Source organism: Pseudomonas sp. MF5691 (assembly GCF_016405645.1).
In the GTDB taxonomy this organism is placed as follows: Bacteria; Pseudomonadota; Gammaproteobacteria; order Pseudomonadales; family Pseudomonadaceae; genus Aquipseudomonas; species Aquipseudomonas shahriarae.
On the sequence record NZ_JAEKDC010000004.1, the window covers coordinates 178,371 to 194,660 of the forward strand.

The 16,290-nt window shown below is 61.8% G+C and carries 7 protein-coding genes; 2 read left to right on the forward strand and 5 right to left on the reverse strand.

Features of this window, described 5'->3' with window-relative positions; translation table 11 throughout:
* Nucleotides 1-85 precede the first annotated feature (85 nt).
* Both pap and JFT44_RS08325 read right to left on the reverse strand, forming a co-directional pair.
* Complete coding sequence (pap, locus tag JFT44_RS08320) at nucleotides 86-1,603, reverse strand: polyphosphate:AMP phosphotransferase (protein WP_029298740.1); 1,518 nt, start codon at nucleotides 1,601-1,603, stop codon at nucleotides 86-88.
* A 102-nt stretch (nucleotides 1,604-1,705) separates the two neighbouring features.
* Complete coding sequence (locus JFT44_RS08325) at nucleotides 1,706-6,532, reverse strand: NEL-type E3 ubiquitin ligase domain-containing protein (protein WP_198830542.1); 4,827 nt, start codon at nucleotides 6,530-6,532, stop codon at nucleotides 1,706-1,708.
* Nucleotides 6,533-6,740: 208 nt separating this feature from the next.
* Between JFT44_RS08325 and mnmC the strand changes: the two genes are divergently transcribed.
* Complete coding sequence (gene mnmC / locus JFT44_RS08330) at nucleotides 6,741-8,738, forward strand: bifunctional tRNA (5-methylaminomethyl-2-thiouridine)(34)-methyltransferase MnmD/FAD-dependent 5-carboxymethylaminomethyl-2-thiouridine(34) oxidoreductase MnmC (RefSeq protein ID WP_198830543.1); 1,998 nt, start codon at nucleotides 6,741-6,743, stop codon at nucleotides 8,736-8,738.
* Here mnmC and JFT44_RS08335 read toward each other — a convergent pair.
* Together JFT44_RS08335 and JFT44_RS08340 are read right to left on the reverse strand one after the other, a co-directional pair.
* Nucleotides 8,730-12,008: an NEL-type E3 ubiquitin ligase domain-containing protein gene (locus JFT44_RS08335; RefSeq protein WP_198830544.1), complete on the reverse strand. Its 3,279-nt coding sequence runs from the start codon at nucleotides 12,006-12,008 to the stop codon at nucleotides 8,730-8,732. The genes mnmC and JFT44_RS08335 overlap by 9 nt on opposite strands.
* A 185-nt stretch (nucleotides 12,009-12,193) precedes the next feature.
* Nucleotides 12,194-13,174, reverse strand: coding sequence for an IS5-like element ISPre1 family transposase (locus JFT44_RS08340; RefSeq protein WP_011077862.1), 981 nt, complete (start codon nucleotides 13,172-13,174; stop codon nucleotides 12,194-12,196).
* A gap of 193 nt (nucleotides 13,175-13,367) precedes the next feature.
* Between JFT44_RS08340 and JFT44_RS08345 the strand changes: the two genes are divergently transcribed.
* On the forward strand, nucleotides 13,368-14,393 hold the full coding sequence (locus tag JFT44_RS08345) for an IS110 family transposase (protein WP_141123344.1): 1,026 nt from the start codon (nucleotides 13,368-13,370) through the stop codon (nucleotides 14,391-14,393).
* 211 nt (nucleotides 14,394-14,604) lie between these two features.
* Here the strand turns inward: JFT44_RS08345 and JFT44_RS08350 are convergent, their stop codons facing one another.
* A complete protein-coding gene (locus tag JFT44_RS08350; RefSeq protein WP_198830545.1) occupies nucleotides 14,605-16,191 on the reverse strand; it encodes a dermonecrotic toxin domain-containing protein in 1,587 nt (528 codons plus the stop codon).
* Nucleotides 16,192-16,290: the final 99 nt, after the last annotated feature.

Consider the following 16,290-nt stretch of genomic DNA (forward strand, 5'->3'; position numbering starts at 1 on the left):
AGATCCAGCGCCAGGCGATCGCGACGATCATTCACCTGGCGTATGCAAAAGCATGGCGCTAACCCTGTAGGAGCCAAGCTCGCGCCTACTTATGCTTCTTCTTTTTGTCGTGTTTATCGGACTTGGCGAACGCCTCTTCCAGCGCCAGGTTGATGGTGCGCAATACCTTGACCCGCGCCCAGCGCTTGTCGTTGGCCTCCACCAGGGTCCAGGGGGCGATCTCGGTGCTGGTACGGTCCACCATGTCGCCCACCGCTGCCCGGTAGGCATCCCACTTGTCGCGGTTGCGCCAATCGTCTTCGGTGATTTTGAAGCGCTTGAAGGGGATTTCTTCGCGCGCCTGGAAGCGCTCCAGTTGGGTGTCCTTGTCAATGGCCAGCCAGAACTTGACCACGATCACCCCGGCGTCGCGCAGTTGCTCCTCGAAATCGTTGATCTCGGCGTAGGCGCGCATCCAGTCCGCAGTGCTGCAAAAGCCTTCGATCCGCTCCACCAGCACGCGGCCATACCAGGAGCGGTCAAACACGGTGAACATGCCCCGCGCCGGGATCTGCCGCCAAAAACGCCACAGGTACGGCTGGGCCCGTTCGTCTTCGGTGGGCGCGGCAATCGGTACGATGCGGTATTGGCGCGGGTCCAGCGCCGCCGCCACCCGGCGGATCGCCCCGCCCTTGCCCGCCGCGTCGTTACCTTCGAAAACCGTGACCAGCGCGTGCTTGCGCATGCGTTTGTCGCGCATCAGGCCCGAAAGCCGCGCCTGTTCGGTAATCAGTTGTTCCTCGTAGTCGTCCTTCTCCAGGCGCTGGGTCATGTCCAGGCTGTCGAGCAGGTTCATCTGGTCCACGGATGATGGCAATGGCGCCGGCTGGATACCGCTGGCCTTGGTTTTGGGCACCTTCAGGGCATTTTGCAAGCTTTCCAGCAGGATCTTGCCCACTGTCAGCCCACGGTAATTGGCGTCGACGCCTTCGATCACATGCCAGGGCGCGTAGTCCCGGCTGGTGCGGCGCAGCACGCGCTCACCAAAATGCACAAACTTGTCGTAGGTCTCGGACTGCTGCCAGTCCAGCGGGCTGATGCGCCAGCTGTGCAGCGGATCGTCCTGCAAGGCCTTGAGCCGTGCCTTCATTTGCTTCTTGGACAAATGGAACCAGAACTTGAAGATCAGCGCCCCTTCATCGCAGAGCATCTGCTCCAGGCGTTCGGCCCCAGCGATGGCCTGGTCCAGCCGCGCATCCTTGATCTGGCCATGGACCCGCGCCTGCAACATCTGGCTGTACCAGTTGCCGAAGAACACCCCCATGCGCCCCTTGCCCGGCAATTGCCGCCAATAGCGCCAGGCCGGCGGGCGCGCCAGTTCTTCGTCAGTCTGCTGGTCGAAGGTGCGCACTTCGATCAGGCGCGGGTCCATCCATTCGTTGAGCAGCTTGACCGTCTCGCCCTTGCCGGCGCCTTCGACGCCATTGATCAGGACGATTACCGGGAAGCGTCCCTGCTGGTGCAACTCGAACTGCGCCTCCAGCAAGGCTTCACGCAATGCCGGAACTTGCGCGTCGTAAGTGTCTTTATCGACGGCGTGACCAATTTCTGCGGATTCGAACATGGGCGACTCCCTTCCAAGATGGATCAAGACTAGCGGATTGGGCTGCAAGGCGGGCAAGCAATTCCATAGGGCTTGCCGTGGATCAATCCGCAACCCTGGCGGCTAGTCTTCCGGCAGATGGCAGATGTTCAGGTCCTGATACTTCATCATCTGCTGGGTCAGGCGTTCCATCACCTCGTTGATCGCCTGCCTGCGCGGCGCGCGCAGGCCTTCCATTTGCGCCAGGTATTCGCCATCGGTGAGGTTCTGACTGTTCTCGAAAAGCGCCTGCTGCTGCCCATCAAATGGCTCGGTCGCACGCCTGAACGTCTCGGGAAACTGCTGCTTGAGATGGGCCTTCCAGAACGACAGTTGGGCAATAAACCGCAAAAACACCGGCGACAGTTCGGCGATCAGGACTTGCTCATGCGCACGCTCCAGGTTCTCGCTGGTCAAGTCAGCCAATGACCCGAAGCGCATGTGCTTGGGTTGCCCCGGCAACTGCAGGATCTTCGCCAAGCCGACCCGATACGCCAGGCTCACCTCCAGCGGGTCTTCGCTGGCATGTTCGGTGGCGTAAGTCGCCGCGATCTTTTCCAGTTCACTGAGGCGAAACAGGCCGCGCCCCAGGCTCAGCAGCACCCCAGAGTTGCCTTGCCCACGGCTGGCCTGGCGCGTGGCGTTCGCCACGGCCTTGAGCACTTCGACCTGGCTGAAAATCTCTGTCGCGCCATCGACACAGTTCGCCGGATGGGCCACCAGTTGGAACACCCGCTCGCGCAACTCGACGCTGTCATGGGTCGCCTGCAAGACCTCCCAGACTCGCCGGGTCATGTCCTCGCGCACGTAACGGCTGTCGGCGGCGCCAGAGAGCTGCGCCAACAATGCCATCAGCGGCATCGATTCCGGGTCATCGCGCAGGTTGGCCCAAATCGCCCGCTTGCTGGAGTCGGCCGCCGCCACCTCGTCTGGCAGCCAGGTGCGCCTGGCCTTCAGCTCAGTGAATCGTGACGAATCGTCCTCCACATAGCCCATACCGATTCCCACTGCATCGCGGTAACTGATCAGGGCGCTCATCGTCGTCGAGGACAAGGGGTTGCCCCCCAGATTGATCGCCTGGCTGAACCTGCGTGTGGAGGTGAACAACCAGTCGGGCAACACCGTGATCCAGTTACTGCGCAGGTCGACCTGTTCCAGATGGGCCAGACGTGCGATCCCGCTGGGCAGGTCCACCAGCTTGGCATCCTCCAGTAACAGGGTCTGCAAGTCGCGCATGTTGCTTACGTCCAGATGCGACTCGATGGGGTTGTGGCTCAAATCCAACAGACACAACGTGCTCATGTCGGCCAGCTTGCGCCGGGTGTACTCAGTCAGCGCCAACTGATTATGGGGCAACGCCAGGCTGTTGAGTTCGGGCATGCGCGACAGGTACTCGGGCAGGCGCGTCAGGCGGTTGCGGTCCAGGTTCAGGCGCCGCACGCCCTTGAAGCACTTCAGAAAATAAGCCACGTCATCGCCCAGGCGCATGTTTTTCAGGGACAGTTGCCGCACATGGTCGAAGCGGATCTCGGGGGGCAGGTTCGGCAATGCCCCCACGCGCATGCCATCCAGTGTCAGCCCCGGCACGGGCACTTGGTGATCATCGAGCACAAAGCTCTGGCGGCGCCAACAGGCTTCGATCCGCTCGGCCACTTGCTGGCGGCTGTGACGAATATCAGCCATGCCCGGCTGCGCCGCCAGGTCGCCGAGGTTGTTCTTCCAGTGCTTGAGGATCGAGCGCAGAAGCGTCAGGTCAACCTGCAGGCGCGCGACGGCCTTGGCTTGGGCCAGGGCGTCGGTCCCCAGGCTTTGCAATAACTCGGCTGCCTGGACATCACTGAACAAGGGATAAATTTTCTGTACCTTGCCCACCAGTGGCCGCGGGCTGGCCGGTGAGTCAGACATGCGACAGGGAACCTCCAGCGCCAGGGGCTCGCTCGCCTGATCGGTGAAAGCTTCGCCCGCCACCACACGTTCGCTCTGCGCCCGGGCAGCCAGGCGGCGGCGCAGCCTCCAAGCGTTTTCGCCAGGATGCAACGGCAACTCCAGGGCGCTGCGCTGGGCAGCCGAGAGCGTTTGCAGGATTGCCTCGAACAACCCATCGGAACCGGCCTGGGCCGCCCCCATGCTCACCCCGTGGGCATCGAATGGCGTGAATCCCGCGCCCGAGCTGACCAGCACCCGACGCACGCTCGCGCCCTCCCTCGCCCCCAGGGCCAACAACGGCCCGGCGGGTGAACCCTGGCGCAACTCCACTTGCAGTGTGCTGTCCCAGCCGTCGAGGTGCGGCAGCATGCGTACCGCCACGCACTGGGTGTCCAGACCGGCCAACTCCGGCTGGTCGAAACCGGCCAGGGCACGGTCCAGGCGCTGTGCCTCCAGGCTCACGCGCACCGACTCTGCCAGGGCCATGGGCACCCGCTGGTTGTCCCGCAGGGCTTGAAGCTCCACGGAGGACGCCTGAGCCATCAACTCGCGCATCACGCGGGTGGGCAATGGCGGGTAGGCCTCGCGCAACGGCGCGCCGCCCTCGGGCACCGGCCCGTCGTAGGCCTGGTACAGCTGCTCAAACAACGGTTTGCGATCAGCCTTGAGGTGCGCGAGCAATTGACGCGCCAATGCCGCGTGCTCGTCATTGGCGGGCACCCCTTCGCCCAACAGACCGGCCTTGCGTGGCGCATCCAGGCCAGACAGCAACACATCAAACACCTGCCCCTGCGCCACGGCCTGCTCGCAGAGGCTCAAGCGCCCGGCGGCATCAAACGGGCCAGCGGCGGGATAACGCGCCGTAACGCTACCCTGGGCATCCAGCACCTCGAAATAATGGCCCTCGGGCCAGCCCGGCAGCAGCGGCAACGCGTGCATCTGGGTGGTCGCACTTGGCCCATTGAGGTAAGCGCCACGCTCCAATAGCCAGACCAGGTCGCGAATCGACTGCTCCAGCCTGAAGCGCTCGTACAGATCACGAAAGCGTGCCGGAAAAGGCAAGCACTCCTGCGCCAGGTGATACCCCCAGCGGTGGGGCTTGTCCATGATGTCCTTGACCAGCCGCAGCTTGCGCGATTCCAGCGCAGGGTGGCGACTGCTCGGCTCCAGGCGGGAAAACAGATAGTCCTGGTCTTCCCACTCCTCGGGGTCCTCGAACGAAAAACGCCAGGCCCCCTCGCCGTTGTGCACCATCGGCGGCCGATAGGCCGCCTGCCGCGTACGGTGGCTGGCCCGCCACACACCCTGCTGCGGCTCGTAGGTCACCTGATGCAGGTTGTCGCCGACTTTGACGTATGAGCGAGCGCCCACCTTGTACACGCCCTGGGCGTCGGCAGGCACATCGTCGATCAGGTGTTGATCGTGGGAATATTGCCCGATGTCAGGGTGCCACAGCCGTGGCTGTCCATCCGTCGAACGCACCGCCTCCAGCGACTTGAAGTAACCGGCATAGCTTTGCCGGGTGCGCTTGAGTACGTTGCCCACGACCTTGGTCCCCGCAGCGAACAACACCATTGAGGTAATGTCCTGCGCCACGGCTACCAACTGCTTGAGCGCCTCCTCCTTGTCGCCACGGCGCCAATCCTCAATGCCCTCATACACCTCACCGAGCATCTGCCCCACCGCCACGCTCGTCATCAACAGGCCCAATGCCGGGACCACAAAGCCGGCGAGATTGAGCAGCGTCAGCCCCGCGTCCAGGTAGTCCAGCAGACGCTGTTTGCGCACCTGCTCATCCACATCCGCCACCGGGACCGCCAGGGTCCGGGCGTCAATCTGCAATTTGCCCGCATAGGTGGCGAAAAAGTGCTGCGCCAGGCTGGTGGTGATGGGCTTGGCCTCCAACACGCCCAGGGTACGGTGCTGGTCAAAGCGACGGAAAAAGTCGACCCGGTCTATTTCCCCCAGGTACCCCGTGAAAAAGGTGCGGTAGGTGCTGACTTCCAGCTTCAGATCCAGATAAAGCTTGAAGTCGTTGAGCGATGGGTACTCAAAAAAAGGTCGCCCCGGCTCATTGGGCATGTACACCACACAGGGCTCCTGCGGGTAATCGGCAATCGGCCGGCCAGAAAACACCAGCACACTCCACAGGCAGCAATCCAGCGCATTCAAGCCCTGCCAGATGACCTGGCGCCCTTGGAACATCAGGCCCCTGGCCTGCACGGGGTCCATCTTGCGATCCAGCAGGGTGCATAACAGGCCATAGGTAGCGGCGGTGATATCGCCGCGCATGCAGGCAATGTGCGCGTCGATTTTCAGATCCAGGGTTTTCATCCAACCGATATCGAGCGCCACCCCATTGAAATAGGCGTCATCGCCGGGTTCGCCAACGTCGAGGTTGAACACGTCACTGATGTGCTGCTGATACAGGCTGCCGACATCAAGATCCCGGCAGCCCTTGGCAAATGCCTGCACGGAGATGGGGATCATCCCACCCAGGCCTGAACCCGATTGCAGCCGCGACGGCGGCGCAAAATGCGCCTCTTGCGCTTCCGCCTCGGTAAAGTTCTGCAGGGCCATGTGCAACAGGGTCTGCTGCTCCAGCTTGACACTGCGGACATATTCCAGCGGCAGCACGTCTTTCTGGTATTCGTAGAAAGCCCGCACGAACAGGTCCTTGTGCGGCTCGACCGTGGCCTGCCATTGCCTCTGGCAGTAGGCCTTCAACTGCGCACTGCAAAACTCATCCAGTGAGCGCAATGGGCGCAAGCGTCCTGCGACGGCGGCCCTGGCCTCGTCAAGCTGCGCGGCCTCCCGTTCCAGCGCCTCCAGCACCCCTTTTGGGGCGTTCAACATCCAGCCCGGCAGGCGCTTTTGCAGGACCTCGGCCTTGGACAGGTCGCGGGTGATTTCCAGCAACGCCGCTTGTAGCTGGCGCTGCGTCAATTGAGTACATGTCTTGGTCAAATCATCCTGGTCCGGCATGCGCAATTTCCTTTATTGCCCGTTAATCAGCCATTCACCATAACCCGACGCAAGCCTTTGAATTTACGCAGATAGTTGATCGTTAGCGGGTGCTTTACAGAGGTTTTTTGCGTGCAACCATCAGCGGGCTACCACCACAGGCCGGCACGGATCGGCCGGCGCTCCCGCGATCGGCTAGAATGGCCGCCTTGTCTTTGCCGAGTTGCCCATGAACCCCGTATCGCCAAATGCCCAGCTTGACTGGGACGACCAGGGACGCCCGCGCTCGCGGGTCTTCGACGACGTGTACTTCTCCGACCAGTCGGGCCTGGACGAAACCCGTTATGTGTTCCTTGAACAGAACCACCTGCAGCAGCGCTTTGCCGCGCTGCCCGAGGGTGGGCGGCTGGTGATCGGCGAGACCGGCTTTGGTACCGGGTTGAATTTCCTGTGCGCCTGGCAGCTGTTTGACCAGCACGCAGTGCCCGGCGCCCGCCTGCATTTTGTCAGTGTCGAAAAGTACCCCCTGAGCCGTGCCGACCTGCAACGTGCCCTGGCCCTGTGGCCGGTACTCAAGCCGTGGGCCGACCAACTGCTGGCGCAATACGTGGCCATTCACCAGGGCTTCCAGCGCCTGGTGCTGGACGCAGGACGCGTGACCCTGACGCTGTTGATTGGCGATGCCCTGGAACAACTGCCGCAACTGGACGCGCAGGTCGATGCGTGGTTTCTCGACGGCTTTGCCCCGGCGAAAAACCCCGACATGTGGACCGCCGAACTGTTTGCCGAACTGGCCCGACTCGCGGCACCGGGCTCGACGATCAGTACCTTCACCAGCACCGGCTGGGTACGGCGCCTGCTCAATGGCGCCGGGTTCAAGATGAAGCGCACGCCGGGCATCGGTCACAAGTGGGAAATCCTGCGTGGCGAATTCCTCGGCTGGCCGTCGCAAACACCCGCACCGCCAGCGATCAAGCCCTGGTTCGCCCGCCCGCCGGCGCACCGCGGTGAACGCCGGGCCCTGGTCATCGGCGGCGGCATGGCCGGTTGCACCACCGCGGCCAGCCTTGCGGCGCGCGGTTGGCAGGTCAGCCTGCTGGAGCGCCATGACGGCCTGGCGCAAGAAGCCTCAGGCAATCCTCAGGGTGTGCTGTACCTCAAGTTGTCCGCCCATGGCACCGCGCTGTCGCAGATGATTGTCAGTGGTTTTAGTCATACCCGCCGCCTGCTCCAGCATTTGCAGCGCGGGCTCGACTGGGACAATTGCGGGGTCTTGCAACTGGCCTTCAACCCCAAGGAGGCCGCACGCCAGGCGCAATTGGCAGCAGCCTTCGATCCGCAGTTGGTCCATCAACTGGATCAGCAGCAGGCGCAGGCGCAGGCCGGTATCGGCCTTGAGTCAGGCGGCTTGTTCTACCCCGAGGGCGGCTGGGTCCACCCGCCCGCATTGTGCGAATGGCAGGCGCATCAGCCGGGCATCGAGATCCTGACCCTTCATGATGCCCTGGACCTGCGCAAGGTCGATGACCAATGGCAAGCCTTTGACGGCGAGCGGTTGCTGGCCAGCGCACCGGTGGTGGTGCTGGCCGGGGCGGCCGAGGTCAAGCGCTTTGCGGCGAGTGCCCAATTGCCCCTCAAACGGATCCGCGGGCAAATCACCCGCGTGCCACAGACCGGCAGCAGTCAAAGCCTGGCCACCGTAGTTTGCGCCGAAGGCTACGTGGCCCCGCCTCGCCTGGGTGAACACACGCTGGGGGCCAGCTTCGATTTCAAGAGCGACGACTTGACTGCCACCGCCGCCGACCACGCGGGCAACCTGGCACTGCTTGCGGCCATCTCGCCCGACCTGGCCGCACGCCTGCAAGCCTCCAGCCTCGCCCCGGACACCCTGCAAGGCCGTGCCGCGCTCCGCTGTACCAGCCCGGACTACCTGCCGATTGTCGGACCGTTGGCCGACAGCCCGGCCTTCGCCGAGGCCTACGCGGCCCTGCGCAAGGATGCGCGCCAGACGCCCGACATAGCCTGCCCCTGGCTGGACGGCCTGTACGTCAACAGCGGCCATGGCTCCCGTGGGCTGATCACCGCACCGTTGAGCGCCGAGCTACTCGCCGCCTGGCTCGACAACGAGCCACTGCCCTTGCCCAGAAGCGTGGCCGAAGCCTGCCACCCGAATCGTTTTGCCCTGCGCACGTTGGTGCGCAGCAATGTGACCGGGCATTCAAGCTAACGGCAAACCGCAGCCGACCAACTCTTGGTATTTCAACGCCTCCTCGGTGAGGCGTTCCAGCTCTGCTTGTTCGGCCAGCCTCTGCTCCCTGAGTACCTCATTCATCTGGTCGCGATAGGACACGTCATCCAGGGTCAGGCCCTGGTCGAACACCGCTTGCAGACGTTGGTCGTAGGGCTCGTTCACCTGCTCGAACCCACGACTGAAGGTGCGCTTGAGATAGCCGACCCAGAATGGCAGCTCCACCAGAAACTTCTGCAGCGCCGGCGACAACTCGGCTGCCCGCAACCGAGACTCGGCAGCGCGCAACGCCTGCGGCGTGACCCCGCCCAATCGGGAAAAGCGCATGTGCCGGGGTTGGCCCGGCAAGTAAAACTGATCGACCAGCCCGGTACGGTACGCAAGGCTGACCTCCAGCGGGTCCGACAGCGGATGCTCGTTGCTATGGGCGCGGGCCATGCCCTCCAGTTGCTCAAGGCGGAACAGGCCCTTGCCCAGGCGCAACAACGATTTGGCATTCATCTGCCCGCCTTCCAACAGCCTGGTTGCTTCGTTGACCTCAACCAATACTTCCAGATTGCTGAAACTCACTGCGGCGGCGTCGTCACAATTCAACGGTGTGCCGGCACGCTCAAAAATCTCTTCGCGCAATTTCACATCGGCGGCAGCGGCATCCAGTACCCGCCATACCCGACGCGCCATATCTTCACGCACCTGCATCGAATCGGCCGTGCCCCCCAGCTCGGCCAGCAGCTTGAACAGGCCGTCGGAACCGGGTTCATCATTGAGTCCCTTCCAGGCCAGCTCCTTCTCGGCCACCCCCCTGGCCCCATCCTGCGTCAACCATAGCTCCCGGGCGCGCTGCTCGTTGAGCCGGGCGATATCGTCCTCGATAAACCCCATGCCCACCCCCACGCTGTTGCGAAAGTTGCTCAACAACAGTTGACTGCGCGAATCCAGCGGGTTGTGTCGCAAGTTAATCATCTCGGCCCTTTGCCGCGTCTGGGTGAAGAGCCAGCCGGGCAACTGGGCGATGTCATTGTCACGCAGGTCAACACTTTCCAGATTAGGAATGCGCAGCAGACCACTGGGCAAATCCTTGAGCCGGCAATTGCTCAGGACCAGATGGCGCAACTCAAACATCCGACTGACCAGCGGCGGATCGATCAACGGGTTGTCGCTGAGGTTCAAGACCCTGAGCTCGCGCATATCCGCGAGCTTGGCCCGTGTGTATTCGGTGAGTTGCAAGCGGTTGCCGTTCAAGTACAAGCGTTGCAGTTCAGGCATCTGGGACAGCGCTTCGGGCAAAAGCGTCAGCTCGTTACCGGTCAGCTCCAGCGAACGTAGACCTTTGAAGTGCTTGAGAAAGTAGGCAACGTCATCGTTGAGTCCCATGCGCTTGAGCGACAGTTGCTCGATGGCGTCAAATCGGATGCTCGCCGGCAATGTCGGCAAGGGGCCAACGGCCATACCATCGAGGCTCAGGCTGGGAACCTTTTCACCGTATGCATCGGCCAGCAGCATCGCCGATTGCCAGCAGCGCTTGATCGTCTGCGCCGATTGCAGGCGGCTCCAGCGATAGTCCGCCACGGGGTTGGGTAGTTTCTCCAGCGAAGCCGTCTCGCTGCACCACAGCTTGAGCGCACGGCGCAGGGCCTCGTACTGCTGTTCAAGCGCGCCAACCGCCTTGGCCCGGGCCAGGTGATCCGGCCCCAGCCCCTGGAGGAAGGTCGCGATGCGCGCCTCATCAAACAACGGGTAGAGCTTGCGCACCTTGCGCACCAGTTCCAGCGGATGCTTGACCTGCTCCTTCCTCATCGCCTGCACGCAGGCCACCGGTTGCTCGGGCAGCGCCGCCCGTTCAGGCCAGAGGTAACGGGAAAGCTGGCCGCGTTCATCCCGCGCCTTGAATATGACTTTATTACGCAACTGAACGTCGGCGCTGCTCCCCTCCAGTTGCAACCTTGCGCGCTGTGCGGGCGCCAGGCTCTCGAGAACGGCCTGATAGAAACCCTGTGGGCCGCCGAATGCCTTGCCCGCCACGACGCCCTGTGAGTCGAGGGTTTCAAAACCCTTGGCCGAATGAATCAACGTCCGTCTAAATACAGCGGCCTGGTTGCCCGCCTGCCCCAGCACCCGCCCCGTCGCTGACGCTTGGCGCAATTGCAGAAAAACATCTTCGGGCCAGCCCGGCAGCCCGTCGAACAACCCCAGCGCCAGGCGCCACGTTGCCTCATCCGCCAGCTCCGGCAGATGCAAGCCGAGCACGGCCTGATCTTCATACAGCGTTTCCAGGGTTTCCCGCGCCCGCTGCGCCACCAGCAGCGGGATCCGCCCGGTGCGCCGCAATGCCCAGCGTTGTTCTGTCGGGATGCCAGTCATGACCTCCCACGCCAGGCGGGTCGGTAACTGCGGGTAGTGCTGCTTGAGCAGGCCATGATCACCCAGGTCGAGCCTGTCGTAATCCTCGTACAGCTTTTCGTACACCCGCCGATGATTGGGCCTGAGGGCGGCAGCCAAACGCCGCCTCAATACCGCGGGCGCCGCCTGCGCCGAATACACCCCGCCCAGCAATTGCTGGCTCTCATCGGCGTCCAGTGCCGCCAGCGTCGTGGAGATGACCTTGCCTTCGTGCAACTGCTGTTCGGTAATGTGAATACTCAGGTCTTCATAGTCGAACGGTGCCGTGTCAGGGTAGCGCTCAAGCAATACACCCTCTTGGTCCAGCACCTCGAAAAACCTTCCCTGGGGCCAGCCTTCGACCATGGGCAGCGCCAACAACTGGGTATGCGCCGTGCTCGGGTCCGGGGATGGCTGGTGCTCCAGTTGCCAGAGCAGATCCCGGACCTTTTGATTGAGGTTGAACCGCATTGCACACTCACGAAAGCGCTCCGGCAGCGGCAGGCTTTCCAGGGCCAGTTGTTGCAGGCGGGGCGTGGTCATGTCGGTGATGCTGGCAATATCTTTCAGATGGCCGTCGGGCAGGTCTGCGAGGCTGGGGTCCAGGCGTTTGAGCAGGTACTCGGGGTCACGCCATTCGTGCAAATGCTCAAAGGTGAACTGCCAGCCGCCCTGACGATTGTGGGTCAGGAACGGGCGATACGCCGACTCGCGCAGCGGGTGCAAGGCCCGCCAGTAACCGGTGCGCTCATCAAAGGCAATGGCGTACAGCGAGCCCTCGACCTTGACATAGGACTGCCCAAGGATCTGATAGATACCCCTGGGGCTGGCCACCGTTCCTGTAATGTCCAGCGCCTGGCGATAAGGCATCGTGCGACCGCGCCACAAGCGCGAACTGCGGTCCCCTAGGGATGGTCTGAAGTAGTTGTGTATTTCTGGCTGACTTCAGCCCCTGCCGATTTTAAAAGCGGCAAATCGATCAAAAACGCTCAGATCACCCGCTTATTTCTGTGTTTTTAGCCGCCGCGAGCACCTCGCGGCAGCCATTTCCCACATTACAGGCGCACCTCTCCTGCATTCGCCAGTAAATGTCGGCGCGCCATCCACAGGTTCGACAGCGCGAACAGCGTCACCAGTTGCGCCGTGTTCTTCGCCAGACCACGGAAGCGCACCTTCACATAACCGAACTGGCGCTTGATCACCCGGAACGGATGCTCGACCTTGGCTCGTACCTGAGCCTTGGCCTTCTCAATCTTGCGCGCGGCTTTGTACAAAGCACTGCGCTTATCAAGCTTCTTGTAAGTACTACGGCGGGCGGCGATCTGCCAGATGACCTCCCGGCCTTCATGTTCAGGGCGTTTCTCGACGCCGGTGTAACCCGCGTCGGCACCGACCATGTTCTCATCGCCGTGCAGCAGCTTATCGACCTGGGTGACATCGGCCACGTTGGCCGCCGTGCCCACCACGCTGTGCACCAAGCCCGACTCATCATCGACACCGATGTGCGCCTTCATGCCGAAGTAGTACTGGTTACCCTTCTTGGTCTGATGCATTTCCGGGTCGCGCTTACCGTCCTTGTTCTTGGTCGAACTCGGCGCATTGATCAGCGTGGCATCGACGATAGTGCCTTGGCGCAGCGACAGCCCTCGGTCGCCCAGATAGCCATTGATGACAGCCAAGATGCCGGCGGCTAGTTCGTGCTTCTCCAGCAAACGACGGAAGTTGAGGATGGTGGTTTCATCGGGGATACGCTCCAAGCTCAGCCCCGCGAACTGGCGCAGGATGGTGGTCTCGTACAGCGCCTCTTCCATCGCTGGATCGCTGTAACCGAACCAGTTTTGCATCAGGTGCACGCGCAGCATCGCCATCAGCGGATAGGCCGGACGACCGCCTTCACCCTTGGGATAATGCGGCTCGATCAAGGCAATCAAACCCTTCCACGGCACCACCCGATCCATCTCGATCAGGAACAACTCTTTGCGGGTTTGTTTGCGCTTACCGGCGTACTCGGCGTCAGCGAAGGTCATCTGCTTCATGGGGAAACTCAGCGGGTGGAATCCGGGTATTTTGCCAAAATCTGGAAGTCTTCTTCAGATGGTATGGACGCCTCCCCCCGGCAGCGGGCCGACCGCCGCACTGTGCACGACAAGCGGATCTCGCGGCCCCGATATACAAGTGTCAAAGTAACGCGTGTGAACAGCAAGAACACCTCTAACAGGAGGATCCACCATGAAACAGAGTGTGATTGGTATGGACATCGCCAAGAAGGTTTTCCAACTGCATACCGTCGATCAGCGCTCCGGAAAAATCGAACGTTTCAAGCTGCGGCGTGAAGAGGTTTTGGCGTTTTTCGCCGAGCGTCAGCCCTACTTGGTAGCGATGGAGGCTTGTGGCAGTGCGCACTGGTGGGCGCGCCAGCTTCAGCAGTTGGGGCATGAGGTGCGCTTACTGGCTCCTCGCTCGGTACGCCCATTCGTACTCAGGAACAAGACCGATGCGGCTGATGCCCAAGCGATATGGACAGCAGTGCAGCAGCCCGACGCCCACCAAGTCGCAATCAAACAAGCTGATCAGCAGGCCATCCTCTCGCTGCACCGCATCCGCGCTCAACTGCTGAAATTTCGCATTATGCAAAGCAATGCATTGCGCGGCTTGTTCTATGAGTTCGGGATTGTGTTGCCGGAAGGCTACACCCCGCTGACCAAGGCGGTGCCTAACGCCTTCGTCGATGCGGAAAATCAAGTACCCCATGTGCTGTTGGAAAGTCTGCGCGAGCAGTGGGCACGGGTAATCCGGCTGGACGAAGAAATCCAAGCGATTGAACTCCGTTTGAAACACTGCATGCGTGAGCGTCTCGATTGTCAAAAAATTGCAGAAATCCCCGGAGTAGGCTTGTTGACGGCCACAGCCGCAGTTGCCTCGCTGGGCGATGCCAAAACCTTTCGCTCCGGTCGGCAGTTTGCCGCTTGGGTGGGACTGGTTCCTCGACAGACAGGCACAGGTGGTCGAGTTCGGCAACTGGGGCTGAGCAAGCGCGGTGACACCTATCTGCGAACACTGTTTATGCATGGTGCCCGCTCAATCATTGCCAGGGGGCAGAAGTCTGAGTGGGTTGAGCGCTTGCTTGCCAGGCGACCGTATAACGTGGTGGTGGCCGCAGTTGCCAATAAACTCGCGAGAACCGTTTGGGCTGTGCTGGTCAAAGGCTCCCGATATCGCGCAGAACTCTTTACGGCATGCCCTGTAGGGCATTGAAAAAGCTTATAGACAAAAGGCTTCACAAGGAGCGCACGCGGTAGATACGTGATGGCGAAATAGGTCAGACCGTGACGAGGTAAACCTGGTAGGGAATATGAGCTATGGGCACACCATCAGCTCGATTTTCAGATGAGGGCCTCGTCAGCGGATTCCATCAGGGCCAGTAAGCTTGTCGGCCTGCACAAACAGGCCGGATATAAGACTGCTCCTACCTATACGTCAGCATGACTACCCCATTGAGCTTCGGGAGGCGTCCATATAAGAGTTTCCCTAGCTTGACGGCTTCCATCCCGTCGAAGAACCGCTGCGCATTGGCCTGCGTCTGTCGCAGTCGCCCCACTACGCTGGCACCGGCGGCGAACAACGCCATGGTGGCGAGGTTTTCTGCGACATTGACCAAATGCTTCAGCGCTTCCTGACGGTCATTGTGGCGCCAGTCCTCAACCCCCTCGAACACCTCGCCCAGCAGTTGGCCGACCGCCACGCCCATCATCAACTGGCCCAACAGCGGCACCACCAGGCCGGCCACGTTCAATACGGTCAGGCCGACATCCATGTAGTCCTGCAAGCGCTGCTGGCGGGCCTCTTCGTCGACTTGCGCCTTGGGCACCGCCAGGACCTGCGCGTCCAGTTGCAACTTAGTCACATAGGCACTGAAAAAAAACGCCGACAAGTTACCGATGACCGGCAACGGTTCTACGGCGTAAAGGGTGCGGGTGCGGTCGAACCGCTGGAAAAAATCGAAGCGCTGCGCCTCGTCGAGGTAGCCGTTAAAAAAAAGGCGGTAGCTTTTCACCTGAAGCTTGAGGGTCAGGTAGAGCTTGAAATCCTCCAGCGACGCATACCGGTACCACGGCCTGACCGGCTCGTTGGGCATGTACACCAGAAACGGCCCGCTGGCAAAAGCGTCGTAGGTGTGATGGGAAAATATCAACACGCTCCAGATGCAAACCTCATTGATACTCACCCCATGCCAGGCCAATGGTTTGCCATCGAGCAACATTGATGTGACCTCGCTCGCGGGAAAATCCGCGCAGATCAGTTGCTGCAACAGCCGGTAAGTGGCCTCGTCGAGATCGCGCCTGGCGTAGGCAATGTGCAGATCAACCTGCATGTCCATGCACCGCGATTGACCAATCGCGGCGAGTGCCGGGTTGTAACCGCGCGTGGGGTCGACCGGCCCTTCTTCGGGCGCGGGCAGATTGAAGATCTCGCGAATATGCGCCTGGTAGGCGGCCCCCAGGTCCAGCTCACGGCAATACTGCACAAACTGCGCAGCGGTCAACGTCGGCGATGCCAGCCGTTTCGCGCCGACACGTACCACGGCGGCCTGCGGCAGGCCACCGGGTGCGGCACTGGCCGCCGCAAAGTTCTGCATGGCGGCCTGCAACAGGCTGTGCTTTTGCAGGTTCACGGTTTCTATCAGCAGGCCGCCCAGATCCGGGCCGACTCCATTGAGGTTGCGTGTGGGTACCTCCAGTGTGTCGTGGTGGATATCCAGGGTGTTCAGCGCCTTGGTGGCCAAAAAGGCTGTGAGTTGCTCGGCGCAAAACGTATCCAGGGGCTTGACGCGGTTGAGTAGCCGGCGCGCTCGCTGGCGGGGTGCCTCACTTTCCGCGTGGGCCTTTTCCAGGGCTTCAAGAGCGCCGGGCGTGGCCGCCTCCAACCACGTCGGCAACGTCTCGATCAGGGTCTGCGCCTTGTCCAGGTGGCCGGTGATATCCAGCAGGGCCCGCAACCGCTCCTCTGGCGCCACAACGCGGGGGGCCTGTTTTTGCTCGGGTGTTTGTGTCATCTACCACGTCCCTTATGACGTTGAACATGGCTCCACACCCTAAGCCCATCGCGCCTGAAAACCGATTCGAATAGCGGGGCGTTCAGCCCGCTGAACCGC